The 22,586-nt window shown below is 60.6% G+C and carries 12 protein-coding genes and 4 rRNA genes; 15 read left to right on the top strand and 1 reads right to left on the bottom strand.

Annotated features, from left to right (window positions below):
- Positions 1-285 precede the first annotated feature (285 nt).
- From ACN9MW_RS30990 to rtcA (ACN9MW_RS30965), 6 genes are all read left to right on the top strand, one after another.
- Positions 286-1,816: ribosomal RNA gene (locus tag ACN9MW_RS30990) — 16S ribosomal RNA — on the top strand.
- A gap of 220 nt (positions 1,817-2,036) precedes the next feature.
- A 23S ribosomal RNA gene (locus ACN9MW_RS30985) occupies positions 2,037-4,908 on the top strand.
- A gap of 115 nt (positions 4,909-5,023) precedes the next feature.
- Positions 5,024-5,136, top strand: a 5S ribosomal RNA gene (rrf, locus tag ACN9MW_RS30980).
- Between the two features lie 46 nt (positions 5,137-5,182).
- Positions 5,183-5,295 (top strand): 5S ribosomal RNA (rrf, locus tag ACN9MW_RS30975).
- The 16S, 23S and 5S rRNA genes sit together here, the layout of an rRNA operon.
- A gap of 109 nt (positions 5,296-5,404) precedes the next feature.
- A complete protein-coding gene (locus tag ACN9MW_RS30970) occupies positions 5,405-7,411 on the top strand; it encodes an esterase-like activity of phytase family protein (RefSeq protein ID WP_426166251.1) in 2,007 nt (668 codons plus the stop codon).
- 56 nt (positions 7,412-7,467) lie between these two features.
- Positions 7,468-8,490 carry an RNA 3'-terminal phosphate cyclase gene (gene rtcA / locus ACN9MW_RS30965; RefSeq protein WP_426166248.1) on the top strand — a complete coding sequence of 341 codons (1,023 nt, stop codon included), beginning with the start codon at positions 7,468-7,470 and terminating at the stop codon, positions 8,488-8,490.
- Here the strand turns inward: rtcA (ACN9MW_RS30965) and rtcR are convergent.
- Positions 8,487-10,085 (bottom strand): RNA repair transcriptional activator RtcR, encoded by a 1,599-nt coding sequence (gene rtcR, locus ACN9MW_RS30960; RefSeq protein ID WP_426166245.1) that lies wholly within the window; start codon positions 10,083-10,085, stop codon positions 8,487-8,489. The genes rtcA (ACN9MW_RS30965) and rtcR overlap by 4 nt on opposite strands.
- Before the next feature lie 134 nt (positions 10,086-10,219).
- On the opposite strand from rtcR, the gene ACN9MW_RS30955 reads away from it, so the two are divergent.
- The 9 genes from ACN9MW_RS30955 to ACN9MW_RS30915 all read left to right on the top strand — a co-directional run bounded on the left by ACN9MW_RS30955 (position 10,220) and on the right by ACN9MW_RS30915 (position 22,584).
- The gene (locus ACN9MW_RS30955) at positions 10,220-10,429 is read left to right on the top strand and encodes a hypothetical protein (RefSeq protein ID WP_426166242.1); all 210 of its coding nucleotides are present in this window, start codon (positions 10,220-10,222) and stop codon (positions 10,427-10,429) included.
- A gap of 22 nt (positions 10,430-10,451) precedes the next feature.
- The gene (locus ACN9MW_RS30950; protein ID WP_426172348.1) at positions 10,452-11,678 is read left to right on the top strand and encodes an RtcB family protein; all 1,227 of its coding nucleotides are present in this window, start codon (positions 10,452-10,454) and stop codon (positions 11,676-11,678) included.
- Positions 11,679-11,698: 20 nt separating this feature from the next.
- A complete protein-coding gene (gene rtcA / locus ACN9MW_RS30945; RefSeq protein ID WP_426166239.1) occupies positions 11,699-12,718 on the top strand; it encodes an RNA 3'-terminal phosphate cyclase in 1,020 nt (339 codons plus the stop codon).
- Positions 12,711-13,277 carry a zinc-ribbon domain containing protein gene (locus tag ACN9MW_RS30940; RefSeq protein ID WP_426166236.1) on the top strand — a complete coding sequence of 189 codons (567 nt, stop codon included), beginning with the start codon at positions 12,711-12,713 and terminating at the stop codon, positions 13,275-13,277. The genes rtcA (ACN9MW_RS30945) and ACN9MW_RS30940 overlap by 8 nt, the downstream gene beginning before the upstream one ends.
- A gap of 62 nt (positions 13,278-13,339) precedes the next feature.
- Positions 13,340-14,923 carry a DUF2138 family protein gene (locus ACN9MW_RS30935; protein WP_426166234.1) on the top strand — a complete coding sequence of 528 codons (1,584 nt, stop codon included), beginning with the start codon at positions 13,340-13,342 and terminating at the stop codon, positions 14,921-14,923.
- Entirely contained in the window at positions 14,920-15,582 is a 663-nt protein-coding gene (locus tag ACN9MW_RS30930; RefSeq protein ID WP_426166231.1) for a DUF1175 family protein, read from the top strand. The genes ACN9MW_RS30935 and ACN9MW_RS30930 overlap by 4 nt, the downstream gene beginning before the upstream one ends.
- On the top strand, positions 15,519-20,105 hold the full coding sequence (locus tag ACN9MW_RS30925; protein ID WP_426166228.1) for an alpha-2-macroglobulin family protein: 4,587 nt from the start codon (positions 15,519-15,521) through the stop codon (positions 20,103-20,105). The genes ACN9MW_RS30930 and ACN9MW_RS30925 overlap by 64 nt, the downstream gene beginning before the upstream one ends.
- Positions 20,105-21,790 carry a DUF2300 domain-containing protein gene (locus ACN9MW_RS30920; protein ID WP_426166225.1) on the top strand — a complete coding sequence of 562 codons (1,686 nt, stop codon included), beginning with the start codon at positions 20,105-20,107 and terminating at the stop codon, positions 21,788-21,790. Before ACN9MW_RS30925 ends, ACN9MW_RS30920 begins: the two co-directional genes overlap by 1 nt.
- Positions 21,787-22,584, top strand: a complete 798-nt coding sequence (locus ACN9MW_RS30915; protein ID WP_426166223.1) for a YfaP family protein — start codon at positions 21,787-21,789, stop codon at positions 22,582-22,584. The genes ACN9MW_RS30920 and ACN9MW_RS30915 overlap by 4 nt, the downstream gene beginning before the upstream one ends.
- Positions 22,585-22,586 lie beyond the last annotated feature (2 nt).

Below are 22,586 nucleotides of genomic sequence, written 5' to 3'. Positions count from 1 at the left end.
AACGCAGCGAAGCGAAAAAGAAGGGGTTGACGAGTTGCACGCTGTACCGCATAATCTCGCTTCTCTGCTGCTGACGAACACAACGCTTCGTCGACAATACAAGGCAGCGATCTTTAAAAATCAACAGTCGATAAGTGTGGGCGTTTGACGATGTGCCAGGACCTTCGGGTCCGATGCTCAAAATATACGTTATAACGCTCGCACAAAATAAACGTAAATCTCGAAAGAGATTTCGTCAGTATTTTGAGTGAGTGACCTCGATAGCAATATCGAAAAACAGAGATTGAACTGAAGAGTTTGATCCTGGCTCAGATTGAACGCTGGCGGCATGCTTTACACATGCAAGTCGAACGGCAGCGCGGGCTTCGGCCTGGCGGCGAGTGGCGAACGGGTGAGTAATATATCGGAACGTACCCAAGAGTGGGGGATAACGTAGCGAAAGTTACGCTAATACCGCATACGATCTAAGGATGAAAGCAGGGGACCGCAAGGCCTTGTGCTCCTGGAGCGGCCGATATCTGATTAGCTAGTTGGTGAGGTAAAGGCTCACCAAGGCAACGATCAGTAGCTGGTCTGAGAGGACGACCAGCCACACTGGAACTGAGACACGGTCCAGACTCCTACGGGAGGCAGCAGTGGGGAATTTTGGACAATGGGGGCAACCCTGATCCAGCAATGCCGCGTGAGTGAAGAAGGCCTTCGGGTTGTAAAGCTCTTTTGTCAGGGAAGAAAAGGTCGTGGCTAATATCCACGACTGCTGACGGTACCTGAAGAATAAGCACCGGCTAACTACGTGCCAGCAGCCGCGGTAATACGTAGGGTGCAAGCGTTAATCGGAATTACTGGGCGTAAAGCGTGCGCAGGCGGTTTCGTAAGTCTGTCGTGAAATCCCCGGGCTTAACCTGGGAATGGCGATGGAGACTGCGAGGCTAGAGTTTGGCAGAGGGGGGTAGAATTCCACGTGTAGCAGTGAAATGCGTAGAGATGTGGAGGAACACCGATGGCGAAGGCAGCCCCCTGGGCCAAAACTGACGCTCATGCACGAAAGCGTGGGGAGCAAACAGGATTAGATACCCTGGTAGTCCACGCCCTAAACGATGTCTACTAGTTGTTGGGTCTTAATTGACTTAGTAACGCAGCTAACGCGTGAAGTAGACCGCCTGGGGAGTACGGTCGCAAGATTAAAACTCAAAGGAATTGACGGGGACCCGCACAAGCGGTGGATGATGTGGATTAATTCGATGCAACGCGAAAAACCTTACCTACCCTTGACATGGCAGGAATCCTGGAGAGATCTGGGAGTGCTCGAAAGAGAACCTGCACACAGGTGCTGCATGGCTGTCGTCAGCTCGTGTCGTGAGATGTTGGGTTAAGTCCCGCAACGAGCGCAACCCTTGTCATTAGTTGCTACGCAAGAGCACTCTAATGAGACTGCCGGTGACAAACCGGAGGAAGGTGGGGATGACGTCAAGTCCTCATGGCCCTTATGGGTAGGGCTTCACACGTCATACAATGGTACATACAGAGGGCCGCCAACCCGCGAGGGGGAGCTAATCCCAGAAAGTGTATCGTAGTCCGGATTGTAGTCTGCAACTCGACTACATGAAGTTGGAATCGCTAGTAATCGCGGATCAGCATGTCGCGGTGAATACGTTCCCGGGTCTTGTACACACCGCCCGTCACACCATGGGAGCGGGTTTTACCAGAAGTAGGTAGCTTAACCGCAAGGAGGGCGCTTACCACGGTAGGATTCGTGACTGGGGTGAAGTCGTAACAAGGTAGCCGTATCGGAAGGTGCGGCTGGATCACCTCCTTTCTAGAGTCGGCATCAGACTCAAACGTTCACACTTATCGGCTGTTGTTAGATACTGGTTAAACGTAAGCGCAAACGCTTAGGTTTAAGTAGTACCGTTCTTTAACAATCTGGAAGAAGTAAAAGTTTTATTAAGCGATATCGAAAGATATTACTTAGGGTAGTAGTAAAACTCATCAAACACAGTAGTAAGTGCTTGAACCTGTAGCCGTCAAGGTTATAGGGACAAGTGAATAAGTGCACATGGCGGATGCCTTGGCGATTACAGGCGATGAAGGACGTAGAAGTCTGCGATAAGCTTCGGGGAGCTGACAAACAAGCTTTGATCCGAAGATTTCCGAATGGGGAAACCCGGCCTTATAGGTCATCACTCACTGAATACATAGGTGTGTGAAGCGAACGCGGCGAACTGAAACATCTAAGTAGCTGCAGGAAAAGAAATCAACCGAGATTCCCAAAGTAGTGGCGAGCGAAATGGGAAGAGCCTGTACGTGATAGTCGTTTGGATAATGGAACAGATTGGAAACTCTGGCCATAGCGGGTGATAGCCCCGTACATGAAATCCAGGCGGTGGTACTAAGCGTACGACAAGTAGGGCGGGACACGAGAAATCCTGTCTGAACATGGGGGGACCATCCTCCAAGGCTAAATACTCGTAATCGACCGATAGTGAACCAGTACCGTGAGGGAAAGGCGAAAAGAACCCCGGGAGGGGAGTGAAATAGATCCTGAAACCGTGTGCATACAAACAGTCGGAGCCTCGTAAGGGGTGACGGCGTACCTTTTGTATAATGGGTCAGCGACTTACATTCAGTGGCGAGGTTAACCAGATAGGGGAGCCGTAGAGAAATCGAGTCCGAACAGGGCGCCAGTCGCTGGGTGTAGACCCGAAACCAAGTGATCTATCCATGGCCAGGTTGAAGGTGCGGTAACACGCACTGGAGGACCGAACCCACTAATGTTGAAAAATTAGGGGATGAGCTGTGGATAGGGGTGAAAGGCTAAACAAACTTGGAAATAGCTGGTTCTCTCCGAAAACTATTTAGGTAGTGCCTCAAGTATCACCGACGGGGGTAGAGCACTGTTATGGCTAGGGGGTCATCGCGACTTACCAAACCATTGCAAACTCCGAATACCGTTGAGTGCGAGCTTGGGAGACAGACATCGGGTGCTAACGTCCGGTGTCAAGAGGGAAACAACCCAGACCGCCAGCTAAGGTCCCAAAGATTGGCTAAGTGGAAAACGAAGTGGGAAGGCTAAAACAGTCAGGATGTTGGCTTAGAAGCAGCCATCATTTAAAGAAAGCGTAATAGCTCACTGATCGAGTCGTCCTGCGCGGAAGATGTAACGGGGCTAAGCCAGTCACCGAAGCTGCGGATATCCGCAAGGATATGGTAGGAGAGCGTTCTGTAAGCCTGCGAAGGTGTCTTGTAAAGGATGCTGGAGGTATCAGAAGTGCGAATGCTGACATGAGTAGCGATAATGCGGGTGAAAAGCCCGCACGCCGTAAGCCCAAGGTTTCCTGTTCAACGTTCATCGGAGCAGGGTGAGTCGGCCCCTAAGGCGAGGCAGAGATGCGTAGCTGATGGGAAGCAGGTTAATATTCCTGCACCGTCGTATGATGCGATGGGGGGACGGATCGCGGAAGGTTGTCTGCCTGTTGGAATAGGCAGTTCCTGGTTCATAGAAGGCGCTTAGGCAAATCCGGGCGCGTAATTCAAGGGACTGGGACGAGCGAGCTTGCTCGCGAAGCAATCGGAAGTGGTTCCAAGAAAAGCCTCTAAGCTTCAGTCATACGAGACCGTACCGCAAACCGACACAGGTGGGCGAGATGAGTATTCTAAGGCGCTTGAGAGAACTCGGGAGAAGGAACTCGGCAAATTGGTACCGTAACTTCGGGATAAGGTACGCCTCGGTAGCTTGACCACTTTACTGTGGAAGGGCGAAAAGGTTGCAATAAACTGGTGGCTGCGACTGTTTAATAAAAACACAGCACTCTGCAAACACGAAAGTGGACGTATAGGGTGTGACGCCTGCCCGGTGCTGGAAGATTAAATGATGGGGTGCAAGCTCTTGATTGAAGTCCCAGTAAACGGCGGCCGTAACTATAACGGTCCTAAGGTAGCGAAATTCCTTGTCGGGTAAGTTCCGACCTGCACGAATGGCGTAACGATGGCCACACTGTCTCCTCCCGAGACTCAGCGAAGTTGAAGTGTTTGTGATGATGCAATCTACCCGCGGCTAGACGGAAAGACCCCATGAACCTTTACTGTAGCTTTGCATTGGACTTTGAACCAATCTGTGTAGGATAGGTGGGAGGCTTTGAAGTAGGGACGCCAGTTCCTATGGAGCCATCCTTGAAATACCACCCTGGTTTGTTTGAGGTTCTAACCTTGGTCCGTGATCCGGATCGGGGACAGTGCATGGTAGGCAGTTTGACTGGGGCGGTCTCCTCCCAAACGGTAACGGAGGAGTTCGAAGGTACGCTAGGTACGGTCGGACATCGTGCTAATAGTGCAATGGCATAAGCGTGCTTAACTGCGAGACCGACAAGTCGAGCAGGTACGAAAGTAGGACATAGTGATCCGGTGGTTCTGTATGGAAGGGCCATCGCTCAACGGATAAAAGGTACTCTGGGGATAACAGGCTGATTCCTCCCAAGAGTTCATATCGACGGGGGAGTTTGGCACCTCGATGTCGGCTCATCACATCCTGGGGCTGTAGCCGGTCCCAAGGGTATGGCTGTTCGCCATTTAAAGTGGTACGTGAGCTGGGTTTAAAACGTCGTGAGACAGTTTGGTCCCTATCTGCCGTGGGCGTTGGAAATTTGAAGGGGGCTGCTCCTAGTACGAGAGGACCGGAGTGGACGAACCTCTGGTGTACCGGTTGTCACGCCAGTGGCATTGCCGGGTAGCTAAGTTCGGAAGAGATAACCGCTGAAAGCATCTAAGCGGGAAACTTGCCTTAAGATGAGATTTCCCGGAGCCTTGAGCTCCTTGAAGGGTCGTTCGAGACCAGGACGTTGATAGGTCAGGTGTGGAAGTGCAGTAATGCATTAAGCTAACTGATACTAATTGCCCGTACGGCTTGTCCCTATAACCTTGACGGTTATGTAGCACTTACACAGTGTTTGAGAACACTACCCCAACTTTACTTCTTCCCAGATTGCGCGGCGCGCTTATTCACATAAGGCGCTGCACACAAGTCATGCTTGATGACCATAGCCAGTCGGTCCCACCCCTTCCCATCCCGAACAGGACCGTGAAACGACTTGGCGCCGATGATAGTGCTGCAACCAGTGTGAAAGTAGGTTATCGTCAAGCTAATAATTCCTGGTGACGCGCCAAGCGCGAACCAAGTACCGGTCAGTCTGATGACCATAGCAAGTCAGTCCCACCCCTTCCCATCCCGAACAGGACCGTGAAATGACTCTGCGCCGATGATAGTGCTGCAACCAGTGTGAAAGTAGGTTATCGTCAGACTAAGTAACAAGCCAAAAAGGCCCGCTGAATAGCGGGCCTTTTTGCTTTTGTGTCATCGGCAGGTCACTTCCTCTCGTTAAGCTGCGCCTTTTAAACTCCAGAGGCCAGCATGAAATCCCTGTCGCTCCTTCCCCTTGCTGTCGCACTTGCCGCCTGCGGCGGCGGCGGCAGCAATGAACCCGTCAAACTCTCGGTCAACGGTGCCTTCGTCGACGGCGCCGTGGAAGGCGCGGATTACGTGGCCGGCACGGCTGCCAAGGCTGCAACCGGCGCCAAAGGCGAGTTCACCTGCAAGGAAGGCGACACCGTCAGCTTCAGCGTAGGCGGCCTTGCCTTGGGCAGCGCTGCATGCGCGCCCATCATCACCCCGCTGCAACTGGCCGGCGCGTCCGACGTCAAGGATGTGAAGGTCGTGAACCGCCTGCTGGCACTGCAGCTGCTGGATGAAGACAATGATCCCTCGAATGGCATCAGGATCACGGCCGAAGTGAAGGCTGCGCTGGCCGGCAAGTCGGCCGATTTCGGCGCCGCGACAGCAGACTTCAACAAGGCCATGGCTGCCAACCTGGTTGCTGCCGGCACTGCGTATGCTGCGCGCGGCGTCGATGACGACCGCCGCCAACTGGTGCGCGAACACTTCGAAGACACGCTGGCATCCAGGGTCGGCACGCCGGTGCAGGAAACCTTTACCCAGGCGGGTGCCACGGTCACCGTAACGCGCTACCAGGTCCAGGCTGCGAACAGCTTCTACATTCCATACGAAGGCAGCAATGCCAAGGTGAAGGCCGATTTCCCATTGGGCTTCCTGCCGTCCTACGGCTCTGCACTGGCGTTCAAAGGCACGACCGCTAACGGTGACCTGGAATTCTATGGCCTGACCGACCGCGGTCCGAATGGCGATGGTCCGAACGTCCCTAATCCCGGCGGCAGCGGCACCATGGGCGCCAAGATCTTCCCTTCGCCAAGCTTCACGCCATCGATCGGCGTCATCACGGTCGGCAAGGGCGGCGCGGTGCTGAACTCCACGCTGCCGATCAAGGTCTCTGCGAATACCAACAGCTCCGGCCTGGCCATCCCGGCCGGCACGCTGGGCAACTCCGCTGAAGTGCCGGTCTTCGATGCGATGAAATACGATGCCACGACCAAGGCGGTGTATAGCGTGAATGGCCTCGATACCGAAGCCATCGCCTTCGACAAGAAGCGCAATGCGCTGTGGGTGTCAGATGAATACGGTCCCTTCATCGTGAAGATCGATGCCGCGAACGGCGTGATCCAGTCGCGCTATGCTCCAGGCAGCGGCCTGCCTGCGATCCTTGCCAAGCGCCGCGCCAACCGCGGCATGGAGGGCATGGCGCTCGACACTGCGACCGACAAGCTGCACGGCTTCCTGCAAAGCCCCTTGACCGACGGCAGCGCCTTGTACTCGGTGACCGGCAAGAACGAGCAGGTGGAACGCTTTGCACGCTTCACCCGCTGGATCGAATTCGATCCAGCCACCGGTACGACTGGCCGCATGTTTGCCTATCCATTGAATGGTGCCGACTACGCGGATGGCCGCACGGGCAACGCGAAGCTGGGCGATATGGTCGCACTGGGCAACGGCAAGTTCATCGTGATCGAGCAAGGCGCAGCACCGGGCGGCAAGGTATTCAACAGATTGATGCTGGTGGAAATCGGCGGCGCGACCGACATCAACGCCGCTGCATACAACCCGGCCACCTCCGACCTGGAAAAGAGTTCGATGGGCGCAGTGGCGGTCAATGGCGCCGACTGGTCAAAGGTGGTCACGCTGAAGAAAACCCTTCTGCTGGATCTGAACGCCATCGGCTGGCTGGCTGAAAAGGCGGAAGGCCTGACCATCGTTGACGGCAACACGCTGGCTCTGGCCAATGACAATGACTTCGGTCTCAAGACCAAGATCTTCACGCCATCCGGCGACGCTGTTGCGGATGCCGACGTCACCAAGTGCAATGTCGATGCGAACGGCACCATCATCACGAGCAATGCAGCCGGCTGCAACGCGGCCAACACGATCCGTGTTGCGCGCGGCGATGACCGCGAGCGTCCAAGCCGCTTGTGGTTGATTAAGTTCTCGAAGGCACTTAACACTTACTGATGTTCGTGCGCCGCCTCCCTTCCGGCAGCAGCATAATGCCGGCAGGGAGGTGCGCGATGATTGAACTGGACGGTTCGACGGGCGAAGGTGGTGGGCAGATCCTGCGCACGTCGCTGACTCTGTCGATGATCACCGGCCAGGCTTTCCGCATCCGGAATATCCGCGCCAATCGCCAGCCACCCGGCTTGCGGCGCCAGCACCTGTCGGCGGTACGCGCAGCAGCTATTGCCTGCGCAGCGACTGTCACCCACGCCGAAGTCGGCTCAACGTCATTGGAATTCACACCCGGCCGTGTGACCGGGGGCGTATACGACTTCGATATCGGCACTGCCGGCAGCACAACGCTGGTGCTGCAAACCCTGATTCCTGCCTTGCTGTTCGCTGAACAGCCGACCGTCGTGACGGTCACGGGAGGCACGCATAATCCCAAGGCGCCGCCAGCCGAATTCCTGCAACGAGCCTACTGCCGCGTGCTCGCGGCCATGGGGGCGGACGTCGAGATTGATATTGAACGTTATGGCTTCTATCCGGCTGGCGGAGGCGGTATCTCGGCCAATGTCTGGCCCTGCAAGCAGTTGCGTCGGTTCGACCTCCTCGACCGTGGCGGCTTGCTGCAAGCCTACGCGCAGGCGATTGCGGCGCGCCTGCCGGCTCAGGTGGCGCAACGCCAATACGCGACCGTGCGTAACCTGCTGGGGTGGGAAGGCGAACAACTGCGCGAAGTGCTGTCGCCGTCGTCGGCTAGCCCAGGCAACGCAATCATGCTGACGATTGAGAGCGAGACCGTGACGGAAGTGTTCTCAGCGATCGGGGATCGCGGTGTCCGCGCCGAGGCAGTCGCACGCGAGCCGGCGCTGGAGGCGCGGCGTTACCTGGCCTCGGGAGCCGCTGTGGGGGAGCATCTGGGTGACCAGGTAATGCTGCCGATGGCGTTGGCAGGCGGAGGCGCCTACACGCTGGACCACGTGTCTCAGCACGCCATCACCAATGCGGAAGTCATTACGCATTTCCTGCCGGTGACGATAGGTTTCGAGCAGGGCGAACGCTTCAACACCTGCCACGTGCGCGCGAAGGTCTAGCTGACCTGTTCCCACGCAAGGCCAAAGCGGGCCAGGTACTTTTTCAGGCGGTCCGCGTCGTTCGGTTTTGCCTTGCCGAGGCGCGAGGCCGCGAACAGCTTGCGGCCGGCGTCGGACATGGTCTTCGACTGGCGGCAAATGGCGATCACGGATTCAAGCTGCATGCGGTCGAACAGGTCGATCTGCTCGAGCGCCTCTTGGCCGAACAATCCGTCGAGCGTGACAACGGCCTTCACGCCTTCTGCCAGCGGCTGCCATTGGCGCTGCAGGCGCGCGACTTCCGCTGCGACGATCGGCGCCGTGATGCGTCCTGCATCGGCCAGCGTTGCCATGCGCGTGACCGAAGCGGACAGGTCGCGGAAGTTGCCGTTCCATAGCGCGTCCGGCGATGCCGCAAAGCGCATGTACTGCTGGCGCGCTTCCGTATTGAAGCGCACCATCGAACCGTTCTCTGCGCCGAACTGCGCCAGCAGGTAGTCCAGATTGGGCTCGATGTCTTCCGGCCGGTCGCCCAGGCCGGGCAGGGAGTAGGTCCACAGGTTGATCCGGGCGAACAGGTCTTCGCGGAAGCGGCCAGCTGCCACTTCGCGCGCCAGGTCGCGGTTGGTGCCGGCGATCAGCTGGAAATCGCTGCGTACTTCATGGTCGCCGCCCATTGGCAGGAAGCGCTTCTCCTCGACTGCCTTCAGCAGCATGGCCTGTTCGTCCAGTCCCAACTCGCCGATCTCGTCGAGGAACAGCAAGCCTTTGTGTGCAGTGCGCAGCAAGCCTGGACGGTCCGATGCAGCGCCGGTGAAGGCGCCCTTCACGTGGCCGAAAAGGGTTGAGCCGGCGCCGTCCCCGTGCAGCGTGGCGCAGTTGATCTCGACGAAGGCGCCATCGACCTGGTGGCGTGCCTTTTTCAACTCGTACACGCGCCTCGCCAGGAAAGACTTGCCGGCGCCGGTTGGCCCCATCAGCAGCATTGGCGCGCGCGAACGTGCCGCCACATGTTCGATCTCATCGATCAGGAGGTTGAAATGGGGGTTGCGGGTGGCGATGCCGGATTTCAGGAATTCCACGCCTTCGCGCTGCGCGTTGGAGAAGCGCTGCGCGATCTGGTCGTAGCGAGACAGGTCCAGGTCGATCAGGACGTAGTCGCCGGTTTTGCCGGGAACTGCACGTCGTGGCGGCGAAGTTTGCAGCAGGCGGCCGGGGAAATAGCGCGCTTCCGTCATCAGGAACAGGCAGATCTGCGCGACGTGGGTGCCGGTCGTGATGTGTACCCAGTATTCCTCGTTCTCGGTATCGAAGCGGTAATTGCGGGCGAAGTCGAAGAGCTGGCTGTAGACGTCCTCGAAATCCCACCAGTCGCTGATCGGCAGCGTGTGGCGCTGCACGACAGTCTCGGGCGAAATGGCGTGCATGTCTTCCTCGATCTGCCGCGCCAGGCTGTCGTGGTGGGCGCTGGCCAGCAGCTCGAAGCGGTCGACCACCAGGTCTTCGTGCTGCAGGAGGGAGATGCTCGGACGCCATTTCTCCCAGCGCGCCGGGGTGCGCGGGCCGCCGTCCAGTTGCGAACCGAGGAAACCCAGGATGACGATCTTCTTTTTCATTGCGTATAAATATTTATCTTTACAGATAATTTACCACAATCATTGATTTCCATGAATCTATATTTATCAATGACTTAGCAAGCTGGCACACCCTTTGCAATAGAAGAGATACGCAAAGACGAAAGGAGATCAAAATGGCGGAATCAAATATCAAGGCTTGGACCATCAGTGCCGGCGCAGTCGGCAGGAAACCCGTAAAACGCAGCTACGGCGGCGTGCACGCGGCGATGAATATTTCCACCAGCCGCCGCCACACCACCCTCAGCTGGCATGCCGAGCCGCTCCCCGGCAAAGGCCGCACGGTGTGGAATGGCGTGGTCTCCACCCTTGTCGGCGCAGATTAATCGTTAGAAGATGAGAATTATGATGAAAGATAAAGAATTCGAAGTGATGGAAGTGTCGGGTGGTAGCCCGGTGAAGATGTGGACCAAGGGCGTGCCGGTTGATTCGGGAGCCCGCGAGCAATTGGCCAATACCGCCAAGATGCCCTTCATCTACAAGCATATTGCGGTGATGCCGGACGTCCACCTGGGTAAAGGTTCGACCATCGGTAGCGTGATCCCGACCCTCGGTGCGATCATTCCGGCGGCAGTCGGCGTGGATATCGGTTGCGGGATGATGGCCGCCAAGACCACGCTGAATGCGCGTGACCTGCCGGATAACCTGGGTCCCCTGCGTAGCGCGATCGAAAAAGCGATCCCGCACGGCTTGACCCCGAAGTTCCGCGGCCGCGACCGCGGTTCGTGGGAAAACCCGCCTTCGGCCGTGGACGTCGCCTGGGGGCAGTTGAAGGATGAATTCGACGTGATCTGCGAGAAAACGCCGAAGCTGAAAAACACCAACAACTACCGCCACCTGGGTACCCTGGGTTCGGGTAACCACTTCGTTGAAGTGTGCCTGGATGAAGAAGGTTCGGTGTGGTTCATGCTGCACTCCGGTTCGCGCGGCGTGGGTAATGCCATCGGCTCCCACTTCATCGAGTTGGCGCAGCAGGATATGCGTACCCATATCGCCAACCTGCCGGACAAGGACCTGGCCTATCTGGAAGAAGGTACCCAGCACTATGACGACTACGTTGAGGCGGTGGGTTGGGCGCAGAAGTTCGCCCGCATGAACCGTGAAGTGATGATGCAGAACCTGATTGCCTCGGTGCGCACCGTCATCACCAAGCCGTTCCAGACGCACGTGGAAGCAGTGAACTGCCACCACAACTATGTGCAGAAAGAGCGCCACTTCGGCAAGGACGTGCTGGTGACCCGTAAGGGGGCGGTGTCGGCACGCGAAGGCGAGCTGGGGATCATTCCGGGCTCGATGGGGGCGAAGAGCTTCATCGTGCGCGGTAGAGGCAATCCGGAGAGCTTCAACAGCTGCAGCCACGGTGCCGGACGCACCATGAGCCGCAATGAGGCGAAGCGCCGCTTCTCGCTGGAAGACCAGGTGAAGGCGACCGAAGGCGTCGAATGCCGCAAGGACGAAGGCGTGATCGACGAGATCCCGATGGCCTACAAGGACATCGAGGCGGTCATGAAGGCGCAGGAAGAGCTGGTTGAAGTCGTGCATACCCTGAAGCAGGTGGTGTGCGTCAAAGGGTAAGAACAAGGATAAGAACAAGAATGATTGAAATTGATGGATCCCAAGGGGAGGGCGGCGGCCAGGTGCTGCGCACCGCGCTGACGCTCTCGATGATTACTGGCCAGCCGTTCCGTATCTCGAACATCCGCGCCAACCGCTCGAAACCGGGCTTGATGCGTCAGCACCTTGCTTCGGTCAAGGCGGCCGCGGAAATCTCCGGCGCGAAAGTCGAGGGCGACGCCCTTGGCTCGACCAGCCTGTCGTTCGTGCCAGGTGCGATCAAGGCCGGCGTGTATGAATTCCAGATCGGTACGGCCGGCAGTTCCACGCTGGTATTGCAAACCGTGGTGCCGGCGCTGTTGTATGCGCCGGGTGAGTCCGTAGTACGCGTCAGCGGTGGCACCCATAACTCCAAGGCGCCGCCCGCCGAATTCCTGCAGCGCGCCTATGGCCGCGCCATGGCCGATATGGGCGCGCAGCTTGAATTCCACCTGGAGCGCACGGGCTTCTATCCTGCAGGCGGCGGCGCAGTACGGGCGACCGTGAAACCGCTGGCAGCCTGGCGCCACCTGGCATTGGATGCGCGCGGCGAACGGCGCGAAGCCTTCGCTGAGAGCCTGGTTGCTGCCGTACCGGGTGGTGTTGCGAAGCGTGAACTGGATTGCGTGGCGAGTGCCATGGGTTGGTCTGGCGACCAGTTGCGTTTCAAGACGCTGCCGGACAACTGGGGTCCAGGCAACGCGCTGCTGATCACGCTGGACCACGAGCACGTAACGGAAGTCTTCGTCGCCTTCGGCGAAAAAGCCCGGCGCGCTGAAGAAGTGGCGCGCGACGCCGTGGCACAGGCGCGCCGCTTCATCGCATCGGGCGCTGCGGTCAGCGAACATCTGGCTGACCAGTTGCTGGTTCCGATGGCGCTGGCCGGCGGCGGCAGCTTCACCATGGACGTGCTGTCGCAGCACACCCGCACCAACGCGGAAGTGATCGCGCGCTTCCTGCCGGTGGCGATCACTTTCGATAAACGCGATGCATGCTGCCATTGCGAGGTAAAGCGTGGATAAGGTGGTGCCGCACCCGCGATTTCGCGGGAAGCCGCGCCGCTCGCCGCTCAATCTCACCGACCAGGAGGTGCGCGAATCATACTGGCGTTACGGTAGCGCGCAGATTCTTCCGCAGACAGCCCTTCGCGCAGACGTGAGCGTGCAGCTCTACACAATTTATCCGCGTCCATACTATGTGGACATGCTGAAGACCTGCGAGGATTGCTCCCGTACGTTTATCTTTTATGCGCGCGAGCAGCGCTATTGGTACGAGACGCTAGGCTTTTGCATTGACGCCGACTGCGTGCGTTGCGTCGAGTGCCGCCGCAAGCAGCACGCAGCGAAGCGCCGTATGGATCGCTACGCGGAGCTGCAAGCGCGCGACGCGCTGTCACGTAAGGAGATGATGTATTTCGTGGATGACTGCATCTTCTTGTTCCAGCAAGGGAAACTGAAAAACCTGTCCCATCTGGGAAGGATAAAAAACGCTGCCTTGCGGCAGATTCCTGAGTACGACGGTACCCAGGCGCTCCAGCGATTGCTGCAATCTGCCCGCACGATTGCGAATTTGACTAGCTAATTTGATTACTCCATGGCAAAATTCGGCGTCGTTGTATTTAATATAACTTTGCCGGACCCGCCATGAACAAAAAGACTTTGGCCAAGATCGCCGCGGCAGTTGCTGTCGTTGCCGGCGGCGTTTTCGCCTACCGGGCTTTTGGCTGGGGCGCCATGACTGGCCCTGTCAACAGCCTGAAGATCGACCTATCCAAGCCGGATGCCCTGGTCGTTACCAAAAGCCTTTCCAGCCTGCCGCGTGATCTGCTGACCGTGCCGCTGGCGCGCGACGTGCTGCGCGAGGACTTCCTGTTCTATTACGAGCAGACCGAAGACCGCCTGGGCTTGAAGGGCAGCCTGCGCCGCATCGCCTACGAGCATGAGCTGGGATGGGGCGACCAGTTGATCCGCATGGTGCTGGACGAGCCGGCGGAAGTGGCCATGTGGCGCGATGCCGATGGCTCCCTCAAACACTATGTGATCTCCGTCTCGCGGGGCAAGCTGGCGCGCGTGCTGGAAGAAGCGGGCAAGGTGGCGCTGAAGGATACCCAGCTCACTGTCGCCGGCGAATTGCGCGTCGATGGCGACAAGGTGCCGGTGTACGCGTTGAACTATGCCTACCAGCGCAACCTGCTGTTCGCAGCCCACGGCGACCGCATGGTGATCCTGTCCCACCCCGGCATGCTGTACGGCTCCGACCGCAAGGTGAGCGACGATAAGGCGCAGACCACGGTCGCCAAGCTGCTGGGGAAGGATTCCGCGCAGCAGAAGGTCTTCCACGACCAGTTCCACTTCGAGAAAGCCGCACAGGACGGCCATAGCATCGCCATCAAGGCAGATTTCCTGTCCTTCGGCTACCAGCCGTTCTTCGGTGGCCTGGAAGCGCTGCGCTTCGATTTCAGCAAGGGCGCGTGGCGCTCGCAGGTGCTGCTTGATGCGGCCAAGCTGCCGAAAGAGGGCTATGACAGCAGCGCCCTGTGGAGCGCGCTGCCCTACAACCCAAGCAGCTGCTTCACGCTGCCGGTGGATTGGAACAGCCTGCAGCCGGTGCTGAAAAGCATCAGCGGCAAGACCAGCCAGCCGGTGCTGCCGCTGGCAACCGAGTTGAGTGGTCCGGTTGCCGCCTGCTGGTATGGCAACTCCCGCCTGCATACGCCGGTATTCGTGGCCAACCGCGCCGGCGGCAACGAGGCGCTGTTCGAAAGCCTGTTCCAGACGGCGATCCGCGACGGCAAGGGCATCGAGAAGCAGCAAGGCAAGAAGGGTGAATTGCGCTGGAGCGGCGCGGTTTCCACCGCGCAGGGCGATACCACGCCGACGCTGGCGATCAGCGGCAAGACCGTGGTTTTCTCGGCTGACGCCAAGCTGGTCGACCAGGTACTGGCTGTGAAGCGCAAGGAACTGCCTGCCGCCTCGGACCTGCTGCCGGATGCCAAGCATACCGTGGGCCTGATCGCACCGGCTTCGCTGGCCAAGCTGATCGAAGAAGAGAGCTTCAATACCCTGCCAAGCCAGCGCGAGCCGGTCCTGCGCGGCGCAGTCGACGCGCACCTGGTGCAGCGCCTGCAGGCGCTGAAGAAGTATCCGCCTTACCGCATGGTTCTCAAGTCCGTGCCAAGCAAAGGCGTTGCGTGGCAGCCATTGGAATGGCAGGCGGCGGGCAAATGAAGCGTCGCAGTACGCTGCGCTTGCTGGCCGCGTGCGCCGCTGCTGTAGCGGCGCCACGGGTGCTGGCGCTGACCAGTGCCAATGATGCGCAGGTACGCCTGTCGCAGGCACAGTCGCGCGCCTTCCAGGCGTGGATGCTGCGCATCATCAGCGCCCAGGTCGAACAAGGGCCTTCGCCGCGCTGGCACCACCGCGATTGCGCGGGCCTGGTGCGCTTTGCCGTCAACGAAGCCTTGTCCGTGCACGACGCCAGGTGGATGCGTGCCAACGGCATCGCCAGCGACCGGCGCCTGCCGCCGGAACTGGACCTGACGCCGCAACAGGCAGCCCTGCGCAACCGCTGGGTGCAAGGCGAGGGCAAGGTAGGCCACTTCGTCACGGCGCTGGCGCTGGTACAGCACAACAGCCGCTTTGTGGCGCGGGAAATCAGCCAGGCGCTTCCCGGCGACCTGCTGTTCTACGACCAGGGCGACGAACAACATTTGATGGTGTGGATGGGGGCGCATATCGCTTACCACACTGGCACCGTCACCCCGACAGATAACGGTCTCCGTACCGTCGATATTCAACAACTAACGACATGGAAGGACACGCGGTGGCAACCAGCGGTCAACAATCCCAACTTCGCCGGCGTGTTCCGGCTGTCATTTCTGTCCTGAAGCTGTGCCTCGCAGGCCTGCTGGCGCTGACCGCGCTGGCCGGCGCGTCGGCACAGGAGGCGCCGTCCAGCGGTTATACGCTGTTCAAGGGCGAGCCGTTCTTCCTGCTGTCCGATGCCAGCTATGGCAGCACGGACGAGGCGCGCGTGCGTCTGGAAGTGCCCGGCCGCGACTTCGGCCGCTCGCAGCTTGAACAGTATTCCGGTGCGGACATCGTGGTGTACCGCGTGCCGCAGCCGCTGGAATTCCTGAAGAAGCAGCGCAACCTGCACCGGGTGCAGGTGGACGGCAATTACCAGGGCGAGGGCATTGCCAATGCCCTGAGCTTCCTGTGGGACAGCTGGTGGAAGCAATCGCGCCTGGCATGGCGCCGGATCTTCTCGTCCGAAGCCCGCCACGCGGTGACCACCAACCAGCCCAAGCTGGCGACGAACGGCGAAGCGATGAAGCGCGCCACCGTATTCGCCAACAACCCGCAGTACAAGCCGATCAAGGGCTTCGAGATGGTGGATAGCTTCCGCTATCCGATCTGGCAGGCGAAGGCAATCGAGCCGCCGAAGGGTGTCAAGATGGACGGCTCCAGCAGCGAATTCATTGCCGGCAATAGCGGCAATGTCATGATCCCGGTCGGCAAGCGCAAGCCGGGCCTGTACCTGGTGGAAGCCATCATCGGCGAGCACCGTGCGACCACGCTGGTATTCGTGTCCGACACCATGGCGGTGACCAAGGTGTCATCCGGCCAGATGCTGGTATGGGCCGCGCGCCGCGACAACAGCGCCGCCGTGGCCGATGCCAACGTGATGTGGACCGACGGCACCGGCGTTCTGCAATCCGGCACGACCGCCAAGGACGGCGTAGTGTCGATGGAGCGCAGCAGCCCTGAGCACACTTATGTGATCGGCGAAGACCGTAGTGGCGGCGTGTTCGTGTCGGAGAACTTCTACTACGACAGCGAGATCTATAACACCAAGATTTATGCGGTGACGGATCGTCCCTTGTACCGTCCTGGCGATGAAGTGAACGTCAAGTTCCTCGGCCGCGAATTCAAATCGGCGCGCCTGTCGCAGGCTGCCGCTGCGGCGCCGATCGGCCTGACCGTGTTCGATCCGAACGGCACGCCGGTGCTGACGCAAACCCTGCAACTGTCGCCGGAAACTGGCACGGAAACCCGTTTCCGCCTGCCGGAGCAGGCCACCGCTGGCGGCTATGAGCTGCGCTTCAGCTACAAGGATGGCCTGTACGGTGCTGCGTTCCGCGTGGCGGAATACGTCAAGCCTCACTTCGAGATCAACGTCCAGCCGGCCAAGCCGGAATTCAAGACCGGCGAAAAAGTCAGCGGCACGATCTCTCTGCGCTACCCGGACGGCAAGCCTGTAAAGAACGCCAAGCTGTCGCTGTCCCTGCGCGGCCAGCAAAACACCATGGTGGAGGGCGAATTGCGCTACAGCGGCATGTTCCCGGTGCAGCTGAAGACTGAGGAAGCGGAGACCGACCGCAGCGGCGACTACTCGTTCACGCTGCCGCCGGCCGCCGATCCGTCGCGCTATGTGCTGACCGTGATGGCGACCGACGGCGCGGCCTACCGCGTCAAGGCGACGCACGAGCTGATGATCGAACGCTCCATCAGCAGCTACCAATTGAAGGCTGCACGCTCCTTCTCCGAACCGGGCCAGCAGGTGCACTTCGACCTGGTGGCGGACGGCCAGGGCGCGGCGCGCCCGGTGCGGTGGGAGATGGTGCAGCTCGAGAAACAGGAAAAGACCGAAGGGAAATTCGATCCTGCCGCCAAAGGCTGGGACGTGAACTTCGCCAAGCCAGGCTCCTACCAGCTCTCGCTGCGCGACGAGCGCGGCAACCTGCTGGCGGGCGCCAGCCACTGGGTCAGCGGCGAAGGCTTGCAGGCGGCACCAGGCAGCATCGAGATCGTGATGGACAAGGTGCGCTATCGCCCAGGCGAAACTGCCGAAGCGCTGGTAACCTTCTCAGACGCGGTCGACCAGGCCCTGCTGACCATGGAACGCGACAAGGTGGAGCAATACGGTTTGATGGGCGGCAGCGCCGACTGGTACCAGGCCAAGCGCGTGGCGAAGAACCAGTGGCGCGTACGCATTCCGGTCAAGGAGGAGCACGGGCCGAACATGACCTTCTCCGTGGCGTACACCCGCAATGGCGACTTTGTGTTCCAGAACGCCGGCTTGCAGGTGATTGAGCCGCGCATTGCGCTGACCTTCAAGACCGACAAGGAGGTCTACCAGCCGGGGGAAAAAGTCACGCTCGATGTGACGGCACAGCTGGACGGCAAGCCGCTGTCCACCCTGGTGGCGCTGGGCGTGGTGGATGAAATGATCTACGTGCTGCAGCCGGAAATCGCCCCCGATATCGCGGACTTCTTCTACCACCCTCGCCGCAATAACGTGCGCACCACGGCCAGCCTGTCCTTCATCAGCTACGACATGGCGCAAGCCCGTCGCGAGAACGTACCGGCACGCCACAACTACAACGAACGTGGCGTGAAAGTGCTGGAACGCCCGCGCCGCGACAATATCGATACCGCGTTCTGGGCGCCGTCGCTGAAGACCGATGCGGACGGGAAGGCGCGCGTCACCTTCACCATGCCGGATGCGCTGACCCGTTGGCGCATCACTGGCCGTGCCATGGATGCGCAGGGCCGCGTCGGCCAGCGCACCGGCTACCTGCGCTCGGACAAATCGTTCTACGCCAAGTGGACGTCGCCGGACTGGCTGCGCACCGGCGACGCGCCGCGCGCTTCCGTCGCCATCTTCAACCAGACCAGCGATACGAAATCCCTGGAGGTGACGCTGTCCGGCGGTCCGCAGCCTAAAGTGGAGAAGCTGTCGGCCAAGCCGGGCGTGAACTACGTCGAATTCCCGGTTGCCGTCGGCACCGCGCCGCTGCGCCTGGAGGTGAAGCAGGACGGCAAGCTGGTTGATGCGCTGGACACCAAGGTGCAGGAGCAGCCTGCCGCCTGGACCAGCCCGCGCAGCATGAGCGTCGCGCTGACCGGCACCGACAACGCGCTGAAACTGCCGGCCGATGCACGCAATATCCGCGTCTCCTTCGCGCAAGGCGCGGCGAGCCACTTCGCCCGCATTGCCGATGACCTGATCGACTACCCGTATGGCTGCGTGGAGCAGACGGCCAGCCGCCTGATCCCGCTGACCATGGCAACGCAAAGCATGCCGGCGGATGCCGGCCTGGTACGCGAGCGCCTGATGGCCATCATGCAGGCGCAGCGCCTGCGACTGGTATCCATGGCCGGTCCGAACGCCGTCTTTAGCTGGTGGGGCCCGGCAACCCAGGGCGACGCGCTGATGACGTCCTACGCTTACTACGCCGACTGGTATGCCTCGCGCGCCCTGCGCCTGGAGCTGCCGGGCGAGCACTGGAACAACCTGGTCAGCGTCTACAGCGAGCATGGCAAGAACAACGCGCCGCTGGAGCGCGCCATGAGCCTGTGGATGATGCATGAAATGGGTTTGCCGACGAAGACTCTGGCGGAAAGCCTGGTAGCGGATGCGTCGAGCCTGGAAGTCGGCGCTACGCCGCGCAAGCAAGGCGTCACCAGCAGCGTGCTGCTGGCTGATGGCCAGGACAGCGTGACCCGTTCCATGGCGATCGGGCTGACGTCCGTCGTCGCAGCGCAGAACGGCATTGCCCTGCCGACGCAGTTGCAGCAGCAATTGCCGCAGGCATGGGCAGCACTGCGCGTCTCGCCGGCGCCGGTGGCCCAGGCCCTGCTGATGCTGGCTGGTGAGCTGCCGGCAACGCAGCCCGACGCAGTGCTGTCGGCCGTGCGTGCCGACATGCCGACCATGGACCGTGCCCTGACCCTGGTCTGGGTGCAGAAGAAACTGGGTGGATCGCCTGCCGCAAGGCCGCCTGTGGCGGCGCTGGAAGGCGCATGGCAGCAGATGGACAGCCGCAGCGGCCAGCCGGTATGGCGCTGGACCGATGCGAAGGCCCTGCCGGAGCAACTGAAGCTGGCGCAGGCCGCGCCGGCCGGTACCGTCGCGATCGTGCAATATGACAGCCGCGCCGTCGAAGCGCATTCGCTGGATGTCGGCATCGAGCGCCGCATCCTGCGCATGAAAGCCGGCTCCAAGGGCTACACCATGGAACTGGTCAAGCCGGGTGAAGCGCTGCGCACGGACGAACTCTACATGGACGAGATCAAGCTCAAAGCCGGCAGCGCGACGCACCGCTTTGGCTTGCTGGAGGTGGCCCTGCCACCGGGCGCGATGGTCGAATCGACCACCTGGGGCATGAAGCTGGCAGGCGACGAGCCTGTGCAACTGGAACGTGCACGCCACGTCGAGCGCCGCGACGGCTATGCCGTGCCGATCGAGCCGCTGAGCGGCGAAGTGGTCGTGCGCCACCTGCTGCGCTTCGGCCAGAAGGGCAGCTACACCCTGCCGCCGAGCCGCTTCCATCGCATGTACCAGCCGGAGCAAAAAGCCTTTGAAGGCGGCGGCAAGACCACGCGTACGCTGAAAGTCGAGTAATGCTGCCACGCCTGCTGCCCGCCTTGCTGTTGGCCTGCGCTGCGCCTGTCGCGGCGGCGGCCTCGCTCGACCTGGCATGGTGGCGCGACGGCAAGGTACAGGCAGTGCAGCTGCAGCAGCGCAGCGCATCGGCGGCGCAAGCGATGGCCGCCAGCGCCGAGATCCCGCTTGGCAGCCTGTGGAAGCTGTTTGTCTACGTGTACGCGGTGGACAGCAAGCTGCCCACTCCAGACTACAACTGCGGCGGCCGCAAGCAGGAGGAAGTATATTGCTGCGAAGCCGGCGGCAGCATCGGCCGGGACGCCGCGCTGGCCCAATCCTGCGGCCTGTTCTTCGCGCCGGAACGCCTTGGAATCGCACAGCGTCCGTGGCAGGAATACTGGACGCGCCGGCTTGGCAGCGCGCCCGCCGGTGAATTCGCCTGGCTGGCCGATCCAGCTCGCCTGGAGCCGGCCCGCCTTGTGACGCTCGACAGCCTGTTGCGCGTGCTGGGCAGCATTCCGCCCGCGAGCCGCACGGAAGCGGAAGCAGCCCTGCTGCGTGTGGTGCTGGACGGCCGCGGCGCTGGCAGCGTGCGCTGGTTCGGCAGCCAGCTGCGCGTGAAGACCTACTCATGGCATCACCCCAAGCGCGCGGATGCAAGGCTGGGCGGTGCGGCCGGTTGGCTTGCCGACGGCACGCCGGTATGGTTTGGCGGCAGCGACAGCAGCACCGGCATCTTCCAGAAATGGGCGCCGCAAATTGCCGCAGCCTTGCCGCCCATGCAGGCAGCGGAAGACAGCGGCTGCGTCGTGGTCGACTATTTCGCTCGTTACCCGGTGCGTTCCGTGCGCACAGCGGAAGGCCTGGCGGCGCCCGGTGCGCTGAATGGCCGCTACGTGGTGCAGTTTGAAAACGGCAAGAGCCTGCCGATCCGCAGCAGCGGTGAGCTGACGCTGGCTACCGGTGCGAACGGCAAGTCGCAGATTCGCGGCCGCATGGGCGTGAACGAATACGTTGCGCGCGTGATCGACCGCGAGGCCGGCACCACCGAGCCGGAAGCTGCGCGTGCCTTCGCGATCGCGGCCCGGACTTACCTGCAGCAGAACGCGCGTCGCGCTGAGTCCTGCCAGTACATTACAGACAGCAGCGCCACCCAGCGCGTCAGTCCCAATCCGGCTAGCGCCGCCGCACTGGAAGTGGCGCGCTGGACGGACCAGCTGGTGCTCGATGGCGCGCAGGTGCAGTACCACAGCACCAAAGGCAGTGCCAACGTCCTGGCCTGGAGCGACGCGCAGGCGCAGGCGCGCGCCGGCAAAGGTTTTGACGACATCCTGGCCGCAGCCTACCCCCACACAACCCTCGCCATTGCGGGAAATACCGGAACCACCTGTGCGCGGCTCGCAAAGAACGAGCAGTGGCTGGCCTATGCGCTGCCGCGCTGGGAGCGCATGCTGCGCCGCGAGGATGGCTACGAAGCGCCGGCGCAGCTGCCAGCCGTGTGCGCACTGACGGCCGGTTCGCCGTATTCCGAACAGTCGCGCAACCGCATCTTCATGCGGCCGCTGGCGACGCGCGAAGACCGCATCACGCTGGCGCACGAATACCTGCACATCGGGCTGCGCCGCCACCCGCGCGGGCAGGACGAAGACTACGTGGAGCGCCTGGCGCGCCGCCTGAATGACCTCTCACAGGAGGCTATGTGAAAACACGCATCCAATTAAGTTCCGCACTGATGCTGGCGCTGGCCGCCGCGCCTTTGCTGGCGCAGGACAAGACGCTGACGGGACCCGTCGGTGGCTGGAATCGTGCCGGCATGACCGACAAATCCGGCGAGCTCGCCGTCAGCTATCCATATTCGCTGATCGACCGCGGCGCGCAGAAAAACCGCACCATGATTCGCGGCCAGTTGGCCAAGATCAGCACCAAGCGACCCTTCCACCAGCTGATCGTGAACGGCAACCCGACGCCGCTGTATACGGACGACGAAGGCCGCTATGCGCGCGGCTATGCGTTTGGTTCCGGTTCCAACAGCGTCGAAATCCGTTCGCCGGACGGCAAGTCCCTGAAGCGCATGCAGTTCTACGAGGCGGACACCAGCCGTCCGCAGCCGCGCTTGCGCATCATCGGCGCCTGGGACGATAACCAGGCCGAGATCGACCTGCACATCATTACGCCGGATGGCCAGCACGCCTTCTTTGCGCACCCATTCCTCACCAATGGCGGAGGATTGGATGCGGACAGCGTGGACGGGCCCGGTCCGGAAATGTTTACCATGACCTCGCCCTTGCACGGCACCTACCAGGTATGGGTGAACTACTGGGGCAACTTTGGCAGCTCGGGCTACCACTTTGACGAAGCTACGCGCCAGCGCCCCATCATCACGACGCGCATCACCCTGGTATTCAACGAAAACACCGCTAGCGAGAAGCGGCAGGATTTCGTTGTCCCCCTGCGCAAAATCGGCGACCTGACCCTTGTTAAATCCTTTGTATATTGAGC

The sequence above is a fragment of the Pseudoduganella sp. R-34 genome (genome assembly GCF_049904655.1).
Classification (GTDB): Bacteria; Pseudomonadota; Gammaproteobacteria; order Burkholderiales; family Burkholderiaceae_D; genus Rugamonas.
Note: the sequence above shows the minus strand (reverse complement) of the source record. Positions and strands in the feature narration are given on the sequence as shown.

Excerpts from the sequence above, each read along its gene's own strand:
- ACN9MW_RS30920 (WP_426166225.1), top strand. The coding sequence starts at position 20,105 with ATGCTGCCACGCCTGCTGCCCGCCTTGCTGTTGGCCTGCGCTGCGCCT.
- rtcA (WP_426166248.1), top strand. The coding sequence starts at position 7,468 with ATGATTGAACTGGACGGTTCGACGGGCGAAGGTGGTGGGCAGATCCTG.
- rtcA (WP_426166239.1), top strand. The coding sequence starts at position 11,699 with ATGATTGAAATTGATGGATCCCAAGGGGAGGGCGGCGGCCAGGTGCTG.
- rtcR (WP_426166245.1), bottom strand. The coding sequence starts at position 10,085 with ATGAAAAAGAAGATCGTCATCCTGGGTTTCCTCGGTTCGCAACTGGAC.
- ACN9MW_RS30950 (WP_426172348.1), top strand. The coding sequence starts at position 10,452 with ATGAAAGATAAAGAATTCGAAGTGATGGAAGTGTCGGGTGGTAGCCCG.
- ACN9MW_RS30930 (WP_426166231.1), top strand. The coding sequence starts at position 14,920 with ATGAAGCGTCGCAGTACGCTGCGCTTGCTGGCCGCGTGCGCCGCTGCT.
- ACN9MW_RS30935 (WP_426166234.1), top strand. The coding sequence starts at position 13,340 with ATGAACAAAAAGACTTTGGCCAAGATCGCCGCGGCAGTTGCTGTCGTT.
- ACN9MW_RS30955 (WP_426166242.1), top strand. The coding sequence starts at position 10,220 with ATGGCGGAATCAAATATCAAGGCTTGGACCATCAGTGCCGGCGCAGTC.
- ACN9MW_RS30970 (WP_426166251.1), top strand. The coding sequence starts at position 5,405 with ATGAAATCCCTGTCGCTCCTTCCCCTTGCTGTCGCACTTGCCGCCTGC.